The sequence below is a fragment of the Actinoplanes xinjiangensis genome (genome assembly GCF_003148685.1).
Taxonomy (GTDB): domain Bacteria; phylum Actinomycetota; class Actinomycetes; order Mycobacteriales; family Micromonosporaceae; genus Actinoplanes; species Actinoplanes xinjiangensis.
Genome location: NZ_QGGR01000002.1, coordinates 450,729 through 467,280 on the forward strand (window position 1 = coordinate 450,729; position 16,552 = coordinate 467,280).

At 71.6% G+C, this 16,552-nt stretch carries 12 protein-coding genes; 10 read left to right on the forward strand and 2 right to left on the reverse strand.

Annotated features, from left to right (window positions below; translation table 11 throughout):
- The first annotated feature begins 6 nt into the window (after positions 1–6).
- The 5 genes from BC793_RS05505 (at position 7) to BC793_RS05525 (ending at position 6,153) form a co-directional block, all read left to right on the forward strand.
- A complete protein-coding gene (locus BC793_RS05505) occupies positions 7–276 on the forward strand; it encodes a helix-turn-helix domain-containing protein (protein WP_109589812.1) in 270 nt (89 codons plus the stop codon).
- A 40-nt stretch (positions 277–316) separates the two neighbouring features.
- Positions 317–1,234 carry an ABC transporter ATP-binding protein gene (locus BC793_RS05510; RefSeq protein ID WP_109589814.1) on the forward strand — a complete coding sequence of 306 codons (918 nt, stop codon included), beginning with the start codon at positions 317–319 and terminating at the stop codon, positions 1,232–1,234.
- On the forward strand, positions 1,231–2,004 hold the full coding sequence (locus tag BC793_RS05515; RefSeq protein WP_109589816.1) for an ABC transporter permease subunit: 774 nt from the start codon (positions 1,231–1,233) through the stop codon (positions 2,002–2,004). Before BC793_RS05510 ends, BC793_RS05515 begins: the two co-directional genes overlap by 4 nt.
- A gap of 187 nt (positions 2,005–2,191) precedes the next feature.
- Positions 2,192–5,617 carry a TIR domain-containing protein gene (locus BC793_RS05520; protein ID WP_109589818.1) on the forward strand — a complete coding sequence of 1,142 codons (3,426 nt, stop codon included), beginning with the start codon at positions 2,192–2,194 and terminating at the stop codon, positions 5,615–5,617.
- Between the two features lie 41 nt (positions 5,618–5,658).
- Positions 5,659–6,153, forward strand: a complete 495-nt coding sequence (locus BC793_RS05525; RefSeq protein WP_239169650.1) for a hypothetical protein — start codon at positions 5,659–5,661, stop codon at positions 6,151–6,153.
- Positions 6,154–6,175: 22 nt separating this feature from the next.
- On the opposite strand, the gene BC793_RS05530 is transcribed toward BC793_RS05525, so the two are convergent.
- Together BC793_RS05530 and BC793_RS05535 are read right to left on the reverse strand one after the other, a co-directional pair.
- A complete protein-coding gene (locus BC793_RS05530; RefSeq protein WP_239169651.1) occupies positions 6,176–9,178 on the reverse strand; it encodes an AfsR/SARP family transcriptional regulator in 3,003 nt (1,000 codons plus the stop codon).
- Positions 9,179–9,548: 370 nt separating this feature from the next.
- Positions 9,549–10,214, reverse strand: coding sequence for a cutinase family protein (locus BC793_RS05535; RefSeq protein WP_109589822.1), 666 nt, complete (start codon positions 10,212–10,214; stop codon positions 9,549–9,551).
- 200 nt (positions 10,215–10,414) lie between these two features.
- On the opposite strand from BC793_RS05535, the gene BC793_RS05540 reads away from it, so the two are divergent.
- From BC793_RS05540 to BC793_RS05560, 5 genes are all read left to right on the forward strand, one after another.
- Positions 10,415–11,596 carry a PucR family transcriptional regulator gene (locus BC793_RS05540; protein WP_109589825.1) on the forward strand — a complete coding sequence of 394 codons (1,182 nt, stop codon included), beginning with the start codon at positions 10,415–10,417 and terminating at the stop codon, positions 11,594–11,596.
- A gap of 226 nt (positions 11,597–11,822) precedes the next feature.
- Entirely contained in the window at positions 11,823–13,832 is a 2,010-nt protein-coding gene (locus BC793_RS05545; protein WP_109590380.1) for a YfaP family protein, read from the forward strand.
- A gap of 31 nt (positions 13,833–13,863) precedes the next feature.
- On the forward strand, positions 13,864–14,259 hold the full coding sequence (locus BC793_RS05550) for a hypothetical protein (RefSeq protein WP_109589827.1): 396 nt from the start codon (positions 13,864–13,866) through the stop codon (positions 14,257–14,259).
- 130 nt (positions 14,260–14,389) lie between these two features.
- A complete protein-coding gene (locus tag BC793_RS05555) occupies positions 14,390–15,082 on the forward strand; it encodes a response regulator transcription factor (RefSeq protein ID WP_109589829.1) in 693 nt (230 codons plus the stop codon).
- Positions 15,079–16,521, forward strand: a complete 1,443-nt coding sequence (locus BC793_RS05560; protein WP_109589831.1) for a HAMP domain-containing sensor histidine kinase — start codon at positions 15,079–15,081, stop codon at positions 16,519–16,521. Before BC793_RS05555 ends, BC793_RS05560 begins: the two co-directional genes overlap by 4 nt.
- Positions 16,522–16,552: the final 31 nt, after the last annotated feature.

Here is a 16,552-nt window from a genome sequence, read left to right on the forward strand (position 1 = left end):
GATGTCATGAACGAGCGGGAACTGCAGGCTTTCGTGGCCGTCGCCCAGCACGGCCGGATGGACCTGGCCGCCCGGGCGCTGGGCTACTCGCAGCCGGCGGTCAGCTACCAGATCAAGTGCCTGGAGCAGACGCTCGGCACCCGGCTGTTCGCCCGCAACAGCAACGGGGCCGCGCTGACCCGGGCCGGGCGGCTGATGCTCCCGTCCGCGCAGGCCGTGCTGGTGCTGATGGCCGGCATCAAGACCACCACCGTGAACGTCCCGGTCGCGGCCTGACCAGTTCACCCGTTTCCGTTCCGACCGACGAGAAGGTGCGATGAGCGCAGCGATCGAAGTACGACGACTGACCAAGAGGTACGGCCGGACCACAGCGGTCGACGGCCTCTCGTTCGAGGTGCAGCCCGGCCGGGTCACCGGCTTCCTCGGCCCGAACGGCGCGGGCAAGTCCACCACCATGCGGGCGATCGTCGGCCTGGACCGGCCGACCGACGGCGAGGTGCTGGTCGCCGGCCGGCGCTACGAGCAGCTGGAGCAGCCGCTGCGGCACGTCGGTGCCCTGCTCGACGTCTCCGTCCACACCGGCCGTACCGTCCGGGCGCATCTGACCGGACTGGCCCGCAGCAACCGCATCCCGGACGCACGGGTCGGCGAGGTGCTGGACCTCGTCGGTCTCACCGACGTGGCCGGCAAACGGGCCAAGGGCCTGTCGCTCGGCATGGCGCAGCGGCTCGGCGTGGCCGCGGCACTGCTCGGCGACCCGCAGGTGCTGCTGCTGGACGAGCCGGTCAACGGCCTCGACCCGGAGGGCATCCTGTGGATCCGGGCGCTCATGAAGCGGCTGGCGGCGGAGGGCCGGACCGTCTTCGTCTCCAGCCACCTGATGAGCGAGATGGCGCTCACCGCCGACCACCTGATCGTGATCGGCCAGGGCCGCCTGCTCGCCGACAGTTCGGTGACCGAGTTCGTGAGCCGTAACTCGCGCTCGTTCATCCTGATCCGCACGCCCGAGCCGGAGAAGGCCCGGGACGCGTTGGCCGGCGCCGGCATCGAGGTCGTCACCGGAGCGGACGGCACCCTGGAGGCGCTGGACACCACGCTCGAGACGGTCGGCGCGCTGGTCGCCCGCCACCAGATCACCGTGTACGAGATCAGTCCCCAGGTCGCCTCGCTCGAAGAGGCGTTCATGCAGTTGACGTCGGATGCGGTGGACTACCGCGCGAAGCAGGAGGTGTGACGGTGGCGGACTTCGGCGCGGCCCTGTCGTTCGAGTGGTACAAGATCCGTACGGTGCGGTCCACGTTCTGGAACATCGGCGCGTTCCTGGCCGTCAGCCTGGCGCTGGCGGTGCCGTCCGGGTGGTACCTGCACAAGACCTACGCCGACCTGGACGCGGCGGAGCGCGCGGCGTTCGACCCGATCGGTTCCGGCCTCAGTTCGGTACGCCTCGGCCTGCTCGCCCTGGTGATCTTCGGCGTCCTGACCGTGACCACCGAGTACACCTCCGGCACGATCCGCAGCTCGCTGGCGGCGGTGCCGCGCCGGGGCCTGTTCTACGCCTCGAAGGTGGCCGCCGGCAGCCTGGTCGCACTCGCCGCCTCGACGGTCGTCGTGATCGCCACGTTCGCCGCCACGCAGTTCATGCTCGGCGAGCACGCGGTGGGCCTCTCCGACGACGGTGTGCTCCGCGCGATCCTGGGCGGCATCGTCTACACCACGCTGCTCTGCGTCTTCGCCATGGGCCTGGCCGCGGTACTGCGCAGCTCGGCCCTGACGATCGGCCTGCTGTTCCCGTTGTTCTTCATGGTCTCCACGATCCTGGCGAACATCCCCACGGTCGGTAAGGCGGCCCAGTTCCTGCCGGACGTCGCCGGCGGCCAGATCCTCTACCGGGAGCCGCAGGGCGACACCATCCTGAACGGGTGGACCGGCCTCGCGGTGCTGGTGGCCTGGACGGTCGCCGCGCTCGCCGCCGGCTATCTGGCGGTGCGCCGTCGCGACGCCTGAGAAGGCGACCAGGCAATATGGAGGCCGGGCATCCACGGGGGAGAATGCCCGGCCTGCATAGATGAAAACACATCGCCCCGTGACCCCGCCACGCGGGATGTCCCCTCCGGGCAATTCGCCGCTTTACCTGCACGCCAATGCAATGGAGTATCGTCCTCCGTCGATCACACCGACCACGGGGACTGCCATGCCATTCGATGGTTTCATCTCGTACAGTCACGCCGCCGACGGGCGGCTCGCCCCCGCCGTACAGCGTGGCCTGCATCGATTGGCGAAGCCATGGCACCGGCGCCGGGCACTGTGGATCTTCCGGGACCAGACCGGCCTGTCGGTCACCCCCAAGCTGTGGACGTCCATTCAGGACGCGCTGGACGGCTCCAAGCACTTCGTGCTGCTCGCCTCCCCCGAGGCGGCGAACTCGCCGTGGGTGAACCGGGAGATCGAGCACTGGCTCGCCACCAAGTCACCGGACCGGATCCTGCCGGTGGTGACCGACGGCGAGTGGCGCTGGGATCCGGTCGCCCGTGACTTCACGACCGACTCCACGGCGGTTCCGGAGGCGCTCCGGGGCGTCTTCGCCGAGGAGCCGCTCTATCTCGACCTCCGCTGGGCCCGCGACGACCTGCACCTGAGCCTCCAGCACGTCCGGTTCCGCGACGCCATCGCGCAGCTCGCCGCACCGATGCACGGGGTCAGCAAGGACGAGCTGGAGGGCGAGGACGTCCGGCAGCACCGCCGGGCCCGGCGCCTGTCCACGGTGGCGGCGACCACGCTGGTGCTGCTGACCCTGGTCACATCGCTGACCGGCGTCGTAGCGGTACGCAACGCCGAACGCGCCACCCTGGCGGCGGAACAGGCCCGGCTGCAGGAGAAGGTGGCCTCGGAGCAGCGCGGAACAGCGGAACGCGCCACCGCGGAGTCGCAGCGGCAGCAGGCGAACGCCCGGACCCAGGAGGAGAACGCCCGGGTCCACCTGGAGAACGCACGGGTGCAGGAGGCCCGGGCACAGGCGGCGACGGTGGAGACCCGGCGGCAGGAGGTGCTGGCCCGCCGGCAGCGGGCCCTGGCCGAGGAGGCGTCCGCGGAGGCACGGCGCGAACAGGCCAGCGCCGAGCGGTTCAAGGCGAACGCGGCCACCCAGCAGGCCGACGCGGAACGGCAGAGAGCCAACGCGGAACGGCAGAGGGCGTACGCCGCAGAGCAGCAGAAGCTCGCCGGGGAGGCCGCCGCGGAGGCCGCCCGGCAGAAGACCAACGCCGAGCGGGAACTGGCGAACGCGAAGTACCAGCAGGAGATGGCGAACCAGGCCACGCAGCGGGCCAAGGAGCAGGAGAAGATCGCCGAGCACCACCGTGAGCTGGCCCGGCTGGCCGAGGAGGAGCGCAAGCGGCAGGAGCAGCTGGCCCGGGAGGCGGCCGAGGAGGCCAGGCGCCAGCGCGCGGCCGCGGAACTCCAGCAGCGCGTCACGATCAACCAGCGGCTGCTGGAACGGGCCCGCGCGATGATCACGGACGACCCGCGCAAGGCCCTCCGCCTGGCCGTGGCCGCGCAGAGCCTGCACGACGACGCCTCGACCCGCGAGCAGCTCGGTCACCTCACCATGGCGTCGGCCTACTCCGGATACCTGAGCGACGTGCTCGACGTCGAGGCGCTCACCGGCCAGGCGGTCGCCACCACCGGTGCCGGCGGGACGGTGTCGCTGTGGGACACCACGATCCCGTCCAGGCCGGTCCGGGTGGCCGCTCTGCCGGCCGGCGGGACCGCGGACAAGTCGCTGGCGGTCAGCCGCGACGGACGGACCCTCGTCGTCTTCGACGGAGGCGCGGAGGCGACCCGGTGGGACGTGACGAAACCGGCTGATCCGGTACGACTGGCGCCGCTGACCGACGACGCGGGCATCACCGCGGTGAACCTCAGTCCGGACGGGCACACCGTCGCCACGAGCAACCGGGACAGGAACACGGTCCTGTGGGACGTCACCGGCGAGGCGCCGGCCCGGCTGTCCACGCTGACCGGGGTGTACCCGCTGAAGTTCGGCCCGGACGGGCGCACCGGCGTCACCAGCGGCGAGGACGTCGTCGCCTGGGACCTGACCGACCGGACCGCCCCGGTACGGCATGCGACGCTCGTGGTCGGCTGGGGCACCAAGGCCGTCGACGCCGCCATCGAGTTCAACCCGGTGCTGCCGCTGGTCGCGATGCAGGGACCCAGCGAGTACGTGTACCTCTTCGACCTGTCCGACCTGGACGACCCGCGGCCCTGGGACTCGGTCCGGAGCCCCGGCGACAACCGGTTCTCCAGCATGGTGTTCGCCCCGGGCGGGGACATGCTGGCCATCGGGAACTCGGACGGCACATCGACCGTGGTGAGCGTCGACTACAACGACGGCTGGCCGTCGATGAACACCGAGATCGCCTCGCTGACCGCCCGTGGCACCCCGGTCCGGTCGATGGCCTACAGCCAGGACGGGAAGACGCTGCTCACCGCCGGCGACCGCAACATCGCGACGCTGTGGAGCCCCAAGGGCCGCTACACCCGCGGGCCGGCCGCCACGATCCGCGGCCCGTTCCCCGCGCAACTCGCCGGGCTCGCCTTCCGGCCGGACGGCTCGCTGACCGCCGCCCGGCGAGACAGCATCGCGATCACGTACGACCGGACCGATCCGTCCGCGCCGGTCGCCGGGCCCACCGTGCCGCTGCAGAGCGGCAGACTGGTCGGGATGATGGCCGGCGCCGACGGCACCACCATGTACGTCATCGGCACCGACAACGTCACCACGCTGCTCGACGTGAGCCGGCCGGGCGAGGCCACGGTCCTGTCCCGGATCTCGGAACCGGGCACCGCCGTCTGGCTGGCGACGATCAGCTCGGACGGCCGGACCCTGGTCGTCGGACGAGCCGACGGGAAGACCGCGGTGTACGACGTGTCCGACCGCACGAAACCCGCCAAGCTCGCCGACCTCACCTTCGGCAACCGGACGCTGAGCTCCATGGCGTTCACTCCCGACGGGAAGGTCCTGGCGGTCGCCGACGGCTACAACATCTCGATGTGGGACATGACCAACCGGTCCGCCCCGGCCCGGGTCGCGTCGATCCCCGTCTCGGACTACGAGAGTTCCGTCGCGACCTCGATCGAGTTCAGCCCGAACGGGCGGATCCTGGCGGCCGGCACCAACTCCGGCGGGACCACCCTGCTGTTCGACGTCGGCGACCCGTCCCAGCCGCACCAGGTCGGCATGCTGCCGGCCAACAGCAGCCAGATCCTCTGGGCCTCGTTCGCCCCGGACGGGCGCACCCTGGCGACCGCCGGGATGGACAACTCCATCATGCTGTGGGACGTCAGCGACCCGCGCACCCCGATCCGGTACGCCGTCCTCAAGAACTCCGACCTCCAGAACCTCTACATGGTCTTCAGCCCGGACGGGCGGAGTCTGGCAGCCGGTGGCTCGCTGGGCGTCTCCCCCAGCCGGACCATCACGTTCTGGGACACCACGGTGCCGGCGGAGATCACCGCCGACCCGGTCCGGGCGGCCTGCACGGTCGGTGGCCGCGGCCTCAGCGTCGAGGAGTGGGCCCTCTACATCCCGGAACTCCCGCACCGGCCGACCTGCTGAGACGACGTGCCCCCCGGGCGGGCCGGAGAAGCCGTATCGTCATGATGCTTCGTACGGAGGTCAATGTGCGGTTCGGTGTCACCGGTCACCGGGTTCTTCCCCCGGGCATCGCGGAACGGGCGATGGACCACTGGCGCCGGGTGCTGCCCACCGGCGCCGGCCTGCTCGGGGTGTCGAGTCTCGCCGACGGCGCCGACCAGCTCTTCGCCGACCACGTGCTCGCCACCGGTGGCACGCTCGAGGCGGTCCTGCCGTGGGCCGGCTACGGCGGCTCACTGACGGACGGCAGCCGGGCACGGTTCGACGATCTGGTACGCGCGGCGGCCACCGTGATCACGCTGCCCGGCGCCGAGGCCTCCGATCAGAGTTTCCTCGCCGCCGGCCAGACCCTGGTGGACCGCTGTGACCACCTGTTCGCCCTGTGGGACGGGCTACCCGCCCGCGGGCTGGGCGGTACCGCGGACGTCGTCGCCTACGCCCGCGCCCGCGGCTGCCCGGTCACCGTGCTCTGGGTCGACGGCATCCAGCGCGACTGATCACCGGCCCGCGGTGGTCACCTCACCGGCCCACGGTCGTCACCTCACCGGCCGGCGCGGCCGGGACCTCCAGTTCGGCGAAGATGCGCCCGGCCGCGTCCGCGTGCGGCCGGGCGGATTCGCTGTCTCCGAGGTCCCGCAGTGCCGCGGCCATGCCGTCGTGGGCGCGGGCCTGCTCGTACCGGTCGCCGATCTCCTCGGCCAGCGCCAGCGCCTGACCGTGCTGGGCCCGGGCCTCGGCCGCGTCTCCGGCGGCGTGCAGCACCTGGCCGAGGTCGTTGAGCGCCTCACCCTCACTGGCACGGTCCCCGATCCGCCGGAGCAGCACGAGAGCCCGGCGCAGGTGGCCGGCGGCCTCGGCGAAGCGGCTCTGGCGGGCGTGGATCGCGGCCAGATCGGTCAGCACGTACGCCTCCGCGGTGCGGTCTCCGGCACGGCGGACCGCGGCCAGGCTCTGGTCGAGGTGCGCCTCGGCCTGCTCCAGCGGGATCGGGCCGTGCGGCAGGCGGGCCAGCAGCGACAACACGTACGCCTCGCTGAACCGGTCGCCGAGCGTGGCGTACAGGTCCAGGGCGGATCCGAATCGCCGGGCCGCCTCGGACTCCTCGCCCAGCCGCGCGTCGATCAGCCCCAGCCTGACCAGTGCGTCGGCCCGGCCCGCGTCGTCACCCAGGTGCCGGCACAGGGTCCCGGCCCGCTGATAGTGGTCGGCGGCCGGCCGGTAGTCGCCCCGCCGCCAGTCGACGCTGCCCAGATTGCGCAGTACCAGGGCCTCGGCCGCGGCGTCACCGAGGTCCGCGTACAGCAGCAGGGCCTGCCGGTAGGTCTCGGCGGCCTCCAGCAGCCGGCCCTGGCGCCGGTGCAGACGGCCCAGATTGGACAGTGCCCGCGCCTGTGCGTCCCGGTCACCGACGGCGCGGGCCGCGGCCACCGCGGACGCGGTGACGGTCGCCGCCTCGGCGACCGGGCCACCCGCGTCGAGGTAACGGAACATGGTCCCGGCGAGCTCGATGGTGTGCCGGTACCAGCCGTGCGCCGCGCCGTTGGTGCAGACCGCGGCCAGGTTGGGCCGTTCCGCCTCCAGCCAGGCCCGGGCCGCGTCCGGATCGCCGGCCACCGGCACGCCGTCCGGATACAACGTGGCCATCGCCGCGGTCGCCCCGGCCAGGTAGTGATCGAACAGGCGGGTCAGGGCGGCCCGCCGGTCCGCCTCGGCGTCGTGCCCGGCGGCCAGCTCCGCCGCGTACGCGCGGAGCAGGTCGTGCATGCCGTACCGGCCGCCCCGGCCGGGCTGGACCAGGCTGGCCCGGGAGAGCACGTCCAGCAGCCGGCGCGCCTCACCGGGCCGGGCATCGATCAGCGCGGCCACCGCGTCGACGTGCGCGGTCTCCCCCGGATGCAGCCCGAGCAGCCGGAACGCACGGGCGGCACCCTCCGGCAGGTTCTGGTACGACCAGGAGAACACCGCCCGGACCTCGGCCCGCGGGTCGCCGCCCGCGTCCAGCAGGTCCAGCCGTACCTGATGGTCGCCCAGCTCGGCGACCAACTCCGGTAGCGGCACGTCGGTGCGTTCCGCGGCCAGCTCGGCGGCGATCCGCAGGGCCAGCGGCAACCGGGCGCACGCGGCGGCCAGTGCCGCGGCGGCGTCCGGCTCCCGGTCCACCCGGGCACCGATCAGCTTGCGCAGCAGCCCGATCGCGTCCGGCAGCGGCAGCAGGTCGAGGTTGACCCGTTCGGCCCCGTCGACGGCCACCATGCCCCGCAGCGAGTCGCGGCTGGTGATCAGCACCAGGCACGACCCGGTGCCGGGCAGCAGCGGCCGGACCTGCTCCACCGAGGACGCGTTGTCCAGCAGCACGAGCATCCGCCGGCCGGTGAGTTCGGACCGGTAGCGGGCGGCCCGCTCGTCGGTGCCCGGCGGGATCTCCGGAGCACGGACCCCGAGAGCGGTGAGGAACCCGGCCAGCGCGTCCGCGACCGCCACCGGCTGTTCGGCGTCGTAGCCGCGCAGATTGACGTAGAGCTGCCCGTCCGGGTATGCCTCCCGGACCCGGTGCGCCCACCGGACGGCCAGCGCCGACTTACCGACGCCCGCGGTGCCGCAGAGCAGCGCGACGGTCAGCGGCGGCTCGCCGCCGTCCGGCGATTCCAGCAGACGGTCCAGGGCGGCGAGCTCTCCGGTACGCCCGGTGAACGCCCGCACGTCGGCGGGCAGCTGAGTGGGTACCGTCGTCGCGGCCACCGGCACCGGGCCGGGTGGCGTCCGGGTGTCACCCCCCGGCACGGACAGCACCGGATCGGCGGCGAGCACCTGCTCGTGCAGCCGGCGCAGCTCGGCGCCCGGATCACTGCCCATCTCGTCGGCGAGGAGGCGGCGGATCCGCCGGTACTGCTCGTCGGCGTCGGCCTGGCGACCGCACCGGTACAGCGCGAGCATCGCCTGGCCGGCCAGGCGCTCGTCCAGCGGGTGCTCGGCGACCGCGGCGGACAGCGCCGGCAGCAGCTCGCCGTGCCGGCCCAGCCGCAGCAGCACGTCGTTGCCGTCCAGTTCGGCGGCGAACCGCTCACCGAGCAGCGTGCGCCGCATCGCGGCCAGCCACGGGGTGTCCAGGCCGGCGAACGGGTCACCCCGCCACAGGCCGAGCGCCTGCTCGATCAGGCCGGCCGCGGCCCGGTCCGACTCCGCCGCCCGGGCCGTGGTCATCAGCCGGCGGAACCGGTGCAGATCGACCGTCTGCGGGTTGACGGTGAGCAGGTAACCACCGGGCTCGCGGCGGATCTCCACACCGTCCGCGCCGGCGACGGCACGCCGCAGCCGGGACAGATAGCTGTAGAGGGCGCCCGCGGCCCGCTGCGGGGCACGCTCACCCCACACCCGGTCGATCAACTGGTCCGGGGTGACCGGCCGGCCCGCCTCCACGAGCAGCACACCCAGCACACATCGCTGCCGGGCATGCCCCAGGTCGGCGGGCCGGCCGTCGATCCGCGCCTCCACCACACCGAGAACTCCGAACTCCGCCGCCAACTGACCTCCGTACGCTCGTCCGACCTGGGGATTCAAGAAATCCACAAGGACCTCTGCAAGTCTCCCACGTTTCGTACAAGGTCCGGCGACGAGCATTGACGTCGTTGGAGGGGAACGGGTCGCCCTCGCCCGGTTACGCCAAGCGTACGGGGGAATCGGGACGCCACATGGACACCCGATGGCGACGAGTGACCTGCCCTACGACGAACAGCGGCCCACGGCCGCTCAAGGGGAACAGCGAGATGCCCGCCGGCAGATAACGGGGGACGGCGGGCATCTCCGCATCTCGCCCCGACAGGACGAGGGGCCGTGCGCCCGCGGAGAACGCGGACGCACGGCCCTTTCCGTTGGTGGACGGGATCCCGGCGGCCTACAGGCGTGCGACGGCGAACGTCGCGGCCCGGGTGGCGTCGCCGGAGTAGCTCAGGTGCGCCAGTGTGCTGGCGCCGAGGGGGTCGCACACCACGTCCCGGTTGGCGCAGATGTCCAGGGTCCGCGCGGCGTACTCCCCGGTGATCCCCCGGCCCAGCTTGCGCAGCGGATATCCGAACACCAGCACGGCCGCCACCCGCGGCTGGACGGCGGCCGGGATGGTGGCGACGACCGGCGACCCCACGGCGGCACCCTGCGAGCTGATGCCGAGCGCGTTGCCGACCACGTTGGCGCCTTGCGAGTAGCCGACGAGGATGAAGCGCTGATCGGGGCAGGCCTGCGCCTGGGCGGTGACGTGCTCGACCAGGGCCCGGTTGCCCTGGGCCGGCGAGGTGGGGCTGATGCTGGCCGGGTAGTCCACGGCGTGCGAGGTCGACGTCGTGCCGGTCAGCCGCCGGTCGATGGCGGAGTACACCGGGTCACCGACGATGAGGCCCAGCCGGCCGGGTTCGCCGGTGCCCCGGGCGACGACCACGTCGACGTCGGTGCAGGGCGCGGCGGCCACCGCCGGAGTGGCCGCGATCATCGTGCCACCGGCGGCCAGCATGGCGGCGGCGAAGACACCGAAGAAGAGCCGGCGGGTACGGGGACGGGAGACGTGCATGGGGGTCACCTCTGCCTCTCGGGGATGTCGAGGGCACGAAGCTAACGAAGCTCTCACCTGCTGTGATACTCACCGAAATGCGTGTAACGATGGACAGGACTGTCACGGGAGTGCGTATCGCCCACCGGCCGCCCGCTGTAGTACGTTGACGGCGATCAGGTAGACCGACATCGATACGCGGCCCGAGTGGAGGGCGCGGCATGACGATGCGTGACGCTTCGATGCGTACCGAATCGACCGTGATGACACCGGAGACCGTCGGCCTGCTGCGCGCCGACATCCTCGGCTCGGCCGAGACGATGGTCCGGGAGATCCAGAAACGCATCCCGGAGTACGCCCCCGAAGGGGCCGGCCGGCAGTTGCGGGCCGGCGTGGACCTCGCACTGCACCGCTACCTGCAACTGCTCGACCGGCACGTCGACCCCGCGCCGGAACGCGACACCGACTGGCGCGACGTCTACCGTTCCGCCGGCGCGAACGAGATGCGGGCCGGCCGGTCCCTGGACGCACTGCACGCCGCGATCCGCCTCTGCGCGCGACTGGCGAACCGCCGGCTCCGCGCGTTCGCCGAACGTCACGCCCTGGCCCCCCACGCGGTGGCCTGGCTGTCCGAAGCCATCTTCGACAACACCGACGAGATCGCCGAGGCGTCCGCCGACGGGTACGCCCAGGCACGCCAGGCCGAGGCCGGTGAACGGGACCGGCGCCGCCGCCACCTGCTCGGCCTGCTCGTCGGCGATCCCGCCCCGTCGGAACAGGCGCTCACCGCCGCCGCCGCGGCCGCCGACTGGCGCCTGCCCCGTCGTCTCGCGGCCGTGGTGGCCGCGCCCGGCCCCGCGGCCCCGCCGCCGATCCTGCCGCCGGAGATCCTCGGCGGCTTCGACCACGAACCGCCGTGCCTGATCGTGCCCGACCCGGAGAGCGGCGCCGAGATCCGCGCGCTCGTCAACGGCCTGGCCCACCGGCACGTCGCGGTCGGCCTGCCGGTCGCGCCGACGGACGCCGGCAGATCGTTGCGCTGGGCCCGGCTGGCACTCGACCTCGCCGCGAAGGGCCGCATCCCCCGGCAGCACGTCGTCTGGTGCAGCGAACATCTGGCCACCCTGACCGTCTTCCAGGACGAGGCGCTGGTCGACGCGCTGGCCGAGCGCAGTCTCGCGCCGCTGGCGCCGCTGCGCGCCGACAAACGGCGGCTGCTGGCCGAAACCCTGCTGGCCTGGCTCACGTTCAACCGCAACGCCATCGAGGTGGCCGCCCACCTGCACGTCCACCCGCAGACCGTACGCCACCGCCTGCGGCAGCTGACCGACCTGTTCGGCCCGCAGATCCGCGACCCACACCGGGGCTTCGAGCTGGAGATCGCCCTCCGCGCACGTCTCTGAGCAAACGGTGCGGGGAGCAGTGCGGTCCGGGCTGGGTCAGGGTCGTGCGTGCGAAGTCGTCAGGGGATGGGCCGGCGCCGGCTGATCCGGTCCATCGCGGCCCGGAATCCGCGTATCTGACACCCTTTTTCGCAACCGGGTCGGTGACCGTGCGGACGGCCGGAAATGCGTTTCTTTCGATCGCGTGCATTCCCTAGGATCTCCGGTGATCAAGGGGGATGACACGGTGGGCGATTTTCAGCGGTTCGTGACGGATGTATCCACGCGTCTGTCCACGATGTCCAAAGGCGAGTTGTTCGTGGTCGGCGACGGCCTGGACCGGGATTCGCTCTGGCTCACCTTTCTCGAATCCTTCCCCGCCGGCACCAATCTCCGGTTTCGTGAGCGGTCCGAATACGACTGCTCGACGTGCCGCGGATTCGTCAAGAACTTCGGTAACGTCGTCGAGATCCACGACGGACGGGTCCGCACCGTCTGGTCCGGGGTTTCCGCAAACGACCCGGTCTTCTCCGTCGTCGCCGCCGCAATGGACGAATTCGTCGGCAGCCTGCCGCTCTCCACCGTCTTCCGGTCCACCGAGGCGCAGTACGGCACGAAGACGACCCGGACGCTGCGCGACGGCCAGGTGGAGGTGTGGCACCACCTGCACGGCCGGGTGGAGAAGCGGCATCACGTCACGGACGTCGGCGCGGCTCGGGGCGCCTTCGAGGCCGCGGTGCAGGTGTTCCAGCGTGGCGTGGCCGAGCTGACGCAGCAGGCTCTGGACACCGTCGTCGACCTCATCGACGACAACGCCCTCTACCGCGGCGCGGAGCACCGCCGGGCGGTGACCGATTTCCGGTCGCTGCGCAACGGTTGGGCGCAGGCGGCCGACGGGCGGGCCTTCGTGTTCGCCCACGCCATGGATCCGGCGGCCCGGCTCCGCAACACGGTGATCGGCACGCTCGTCCAGGACCTCTCCGCGGGCGTCGACCTGGAGCAGGCGGTCCGGTCGTTCGAGGCGAAGGTGGCACCGCAGAACTACCAGCGCCCCCGGGCGCTGATCACCCCGGCCATGGTCAAGGCGGCCATGAAGACCATCGACGAGCTGGGCATCGAGGAGTCGTTGCAGCGACGGTTCGCCCGGCTGTCCGACGTGTCGGTCACCAACGTGCTGTGGGTCGACAACGACACCCAGTCGCGGATGAAGGACGGCATCGAAGGGCTGCTCATGAAGGCGGCCACCACCGGCTCGGCAGGTCCGCGCCCTGGTGACGCGAAGCCGGAGGAGATTCCGGTGGTCGCCTTCATGAAGGACGTCCTGCCCGGCGCCGCGACCATCGACCTGTGGGTCGCCAACAGCCACGAACCCCACTTCGTCAGTCTCACCACCGGCCGGCACCCGGCCGCCCCGCGACTGTTCAACTGGGACAACGACTTCGGCTGGTCCTACAACGGCAACGTCGCCGACTCGATCAAGGAGAAGGTCAAGCGGGCCGGCGGCAACGTCACCGGCAAGCTGCGGGTGAGCCTGTCCTGGTTCAACCACGACGACCTCGACCTGCACGTGTACGAACCCAACGGCGACCACATCTGGTACCAGGACAAGCGCAACAAACTGGATGTCGACATGAACGCGGGCGGGCCGTTCTCCCGCGAGCCCGTGGAGAACGTCACGTGGACCCGCAACATCGCCGACGGTGAGTACCGGATCGAGGTGAACCAGTTCAGCAAGCGGGAGAGCACCCAGGTCGGCTTCGTGATCGAGACCGAGAGCAACGGGAGGATCGAGCACTACAGCCACGAGAAGGCGGTCGGTCACAAGGAGACCGTCGAGGTGGGCCGGATGACGGTCGCCGGTGAGGTGATCACCGCTTTCCGGCCGGGCAGGGACATGCGGGCGGGCAGCGCCGGCAAGGACCTGTGGGGCATCACCACCGAACAGTTCGTGCCGGTGTCCACCCTCATGTACTCGCCGAACCACTTCGACGACAACGAGGTCGGCAACCGTCACTACTTCTTCATCCTGAAGGGGTGCGTGAACGACCAGCCGACCCGGGGGATCTACAACGAGTTTCTCCGCGGCGACCTGCAACCGCACCGCAAGGTGTTCGAGGTGCTCGGCGACCGCACCAAGTGCGAGCCGACCGCGAATCAGCTGTCCGGCCTCGGTTTCAGCTCCACCGTCCGCAGTTCCGTGGTCGCCAAGGTCACCATGACCAGCGGCCGGCGCCGCCTCATCAGCATCCAGTTCTGATTCCCTACCCCGACCTCTGGAGGAGGCCATCGTGACCATTTTCGAAACGGCCACGCGGGAGAAGTTCCGCTACCCGTCGACCAAGGGCCTGCTGACCACGGAACAGCTGTGGGAGCTTCCGCTGACCGCCAGGTCCGGCTTCAGCCTCGATGACGTGGCCAAGGCCGTCAACGCCGAGCTCAAGGCCGTCTCCACCGAGTCGTTCGTGGCCACCGAGGCCAATCCGGCCAAGGCGACCCTGGAGACCAAGTTGGAGGTCGTCAAGCACGTCATCGCCGTCCGCCTCGCGGAGGACCAGGCGGCGAAGGCCGCCGCGGCCAGGAAGCTGGAGAAGGAGAAGCTGCTGACGGTCCTGGGCCGCAAGCAGGATGCGGTCCTGGAGAACCTGACGGAGGCGGAGCTGCTGGCCCGGATCAACAACCTGTAGCCGCCGATCGTCAGTGGTCGAGCCTGAGCTCAGGAATCCGTCAGAGCGGGCCCGCGGGCACCGTTCTAATCCTGGCCTCAGGTTGACCGGGGAGAATGAGCGCCAAATCCATCGATTGGAGGGGGCCGGCGTGCGGATCCTGATCGCGGATGATGACGCGGCCATCCGCGAGTCGCTGGAGCGGGTGCTCCAGGTCGAGGGCTACGACACCAGCACCGTCGCCAACGGTCTCGCCGTGCTCGACGGGGTCGACGGGCCGGGCGGTGACACGCTGGATCTGCTGATCCTCGACGTGATGATGCCCCGCCTCGGTGGGTTGGAGACCTGCCGGCGGTTGCGGGCCGCGGGCCGGGATCTGCCGGTGCTGATGCTGACCGCCCGTGATCAGGTCTCCGACCGGGTCACGGGGCTGGACGCGGGCGCCGACGACTACCTGCCCAAGCCGTTCGCCACCGAGGAGTTGCTGGCCCGGGTGCGGGCCCTGCTGCGGCGGCGCACGGCCCCCGACGGGGAGTCGCCGATCCTCGCGTTCGCCGACGTCCGGCTCGATCCCGACAGGTTCGAGGCGTGGCGGGGCGGGCGACCGCTGCGCCTGACCCGGACCGAGTTCTCCCTCCTCCAGGTCCTCCTGCGCAACGCGACCCGGGTCCTGACCCGCGACGCGCTGTTCGAGGCGATCTGGGGCTTCGACATGAGCGCCACCGCCAACAACCTCCAGGTGTACGTGAGTTACCTGCGCCGCAAGATGGAGGCCGAGGGTGAGCCGCGATTGATCTACACACTGCGCGGCCTGGGATACACGTTGCGGGAGACTCCTCCGTGAGCAGGCCCGGCGGCCGGGAACCGCGCCGGCTGACCCGATGGTGGCGCCGGCGGTCGCTGCGGATGAGGATGACCGTGATCGCGGCGACGGCCATCGCGGCCAGCGTGTTCGTGGCCTTCCAGGCTGCCAGCGAGCTACTGGACGGGGAACTGCGGAACACCGCCGAGAATCAGCTACGCGCCGACTCCCGCGTCCTGGCGACGAACGCGGAGAGCGCCGGTCTGGCGCGGGTGCAACTACCGCCGTATCCGGGATCCGGTCGACTGGTGCGGGTCATCCTGCCCGACGGCTCGACCCGGACGCCGGCCGGTCAACCCGCACTGCCCCCGGTCAGCGAGCAGGCCGGGCGCGTGGCGCGTGGCGCGTCAGCCGACCTGATGGAGTCGAAGGACAGCGACGAGGACGGCTACCGCATCTACACGCTGCGGACGGGCGACGGCGCGATCCAGGTGGCCCACGCCGCCGACGACAGCCCGATCAACCGGTTCGGGTTGGGCATGCTGCTGAGCGGGCTGCTCTGCGTGGTCGGCGGCGCCCTCGTCGGGCGGGCCGTGGCGCGGACCGGGCTGGCACCGATCGACCGGCTGACCGCCGCCGCGGTACGTGTCGCGAACACCCGGGATCTCGACGCCGGCATCCCGGACGAGGGCGGTGGGGAGATCCGGCGGCTGATCCAGGCGATCAACGACATGCTCGCCGCACTCCGCGACTCCCGGCGGGCCCAGCGGCTGCTCGCCGAGGACGCCGCCCATGAGCTCAAGACTCCGCTCACCAGCCTGCGCCTCAACATCGAGCTGCTGGTCCGGCTCGACCGGCGCGGCACCCTCGACACCGCCATCTCGGCGGAGAGCCGGACCCGGCTGCTCAACGATCTCGGCGCCCAGGTGGCCGAGTTGAGCACCCTTGCCGCCGAGCTGACCGACCTGGCACGCGGTGACGTCAGCGACGAGAGCGCCGAGCCGCTCGACCTCGCCGACGTGGTGGTGGCCGCCGCGACCCAGGCGCGTTCCCGCCTTCCCGGCCTCGAGGTCGCGCTCGACGTGACCTCCGTGTGGGTGAGCGGGCGTCCCGCCGCGCTCCAGCGCGCGGTGCTCAACCTCATCGACAACGCCGGCAAGTGGTCCCCCACGGACCAGCCGGTCCAGGTCCGGCTACATGCCGGGGCCGGGGCGGTGGTGCTCGAGGTCGACGATGCCGGGCCCGGCATCGACGCCACCGACGTACCGCGGGTGTTCGACCGGTTCTACCGTGCCGACAGCGCCCGGGCGTTGCCGGGATCCGGTCTGGGGCTGTCGATCGTGCAGCGGGTCGTCCACGCCCACGGCGGCCGGGCCACCGTCGGCCGCTCCGCACGCGGTGGCGCGCTGCTTCGGGTCGACCTTCCGGCCGCGGCCCCGGCCGCCCGGCTCACCGCCGGGGAGGACACCGCGGTGCGCTGACCCGCCCGGCGGCGCGGCACAAAGCAAGGGA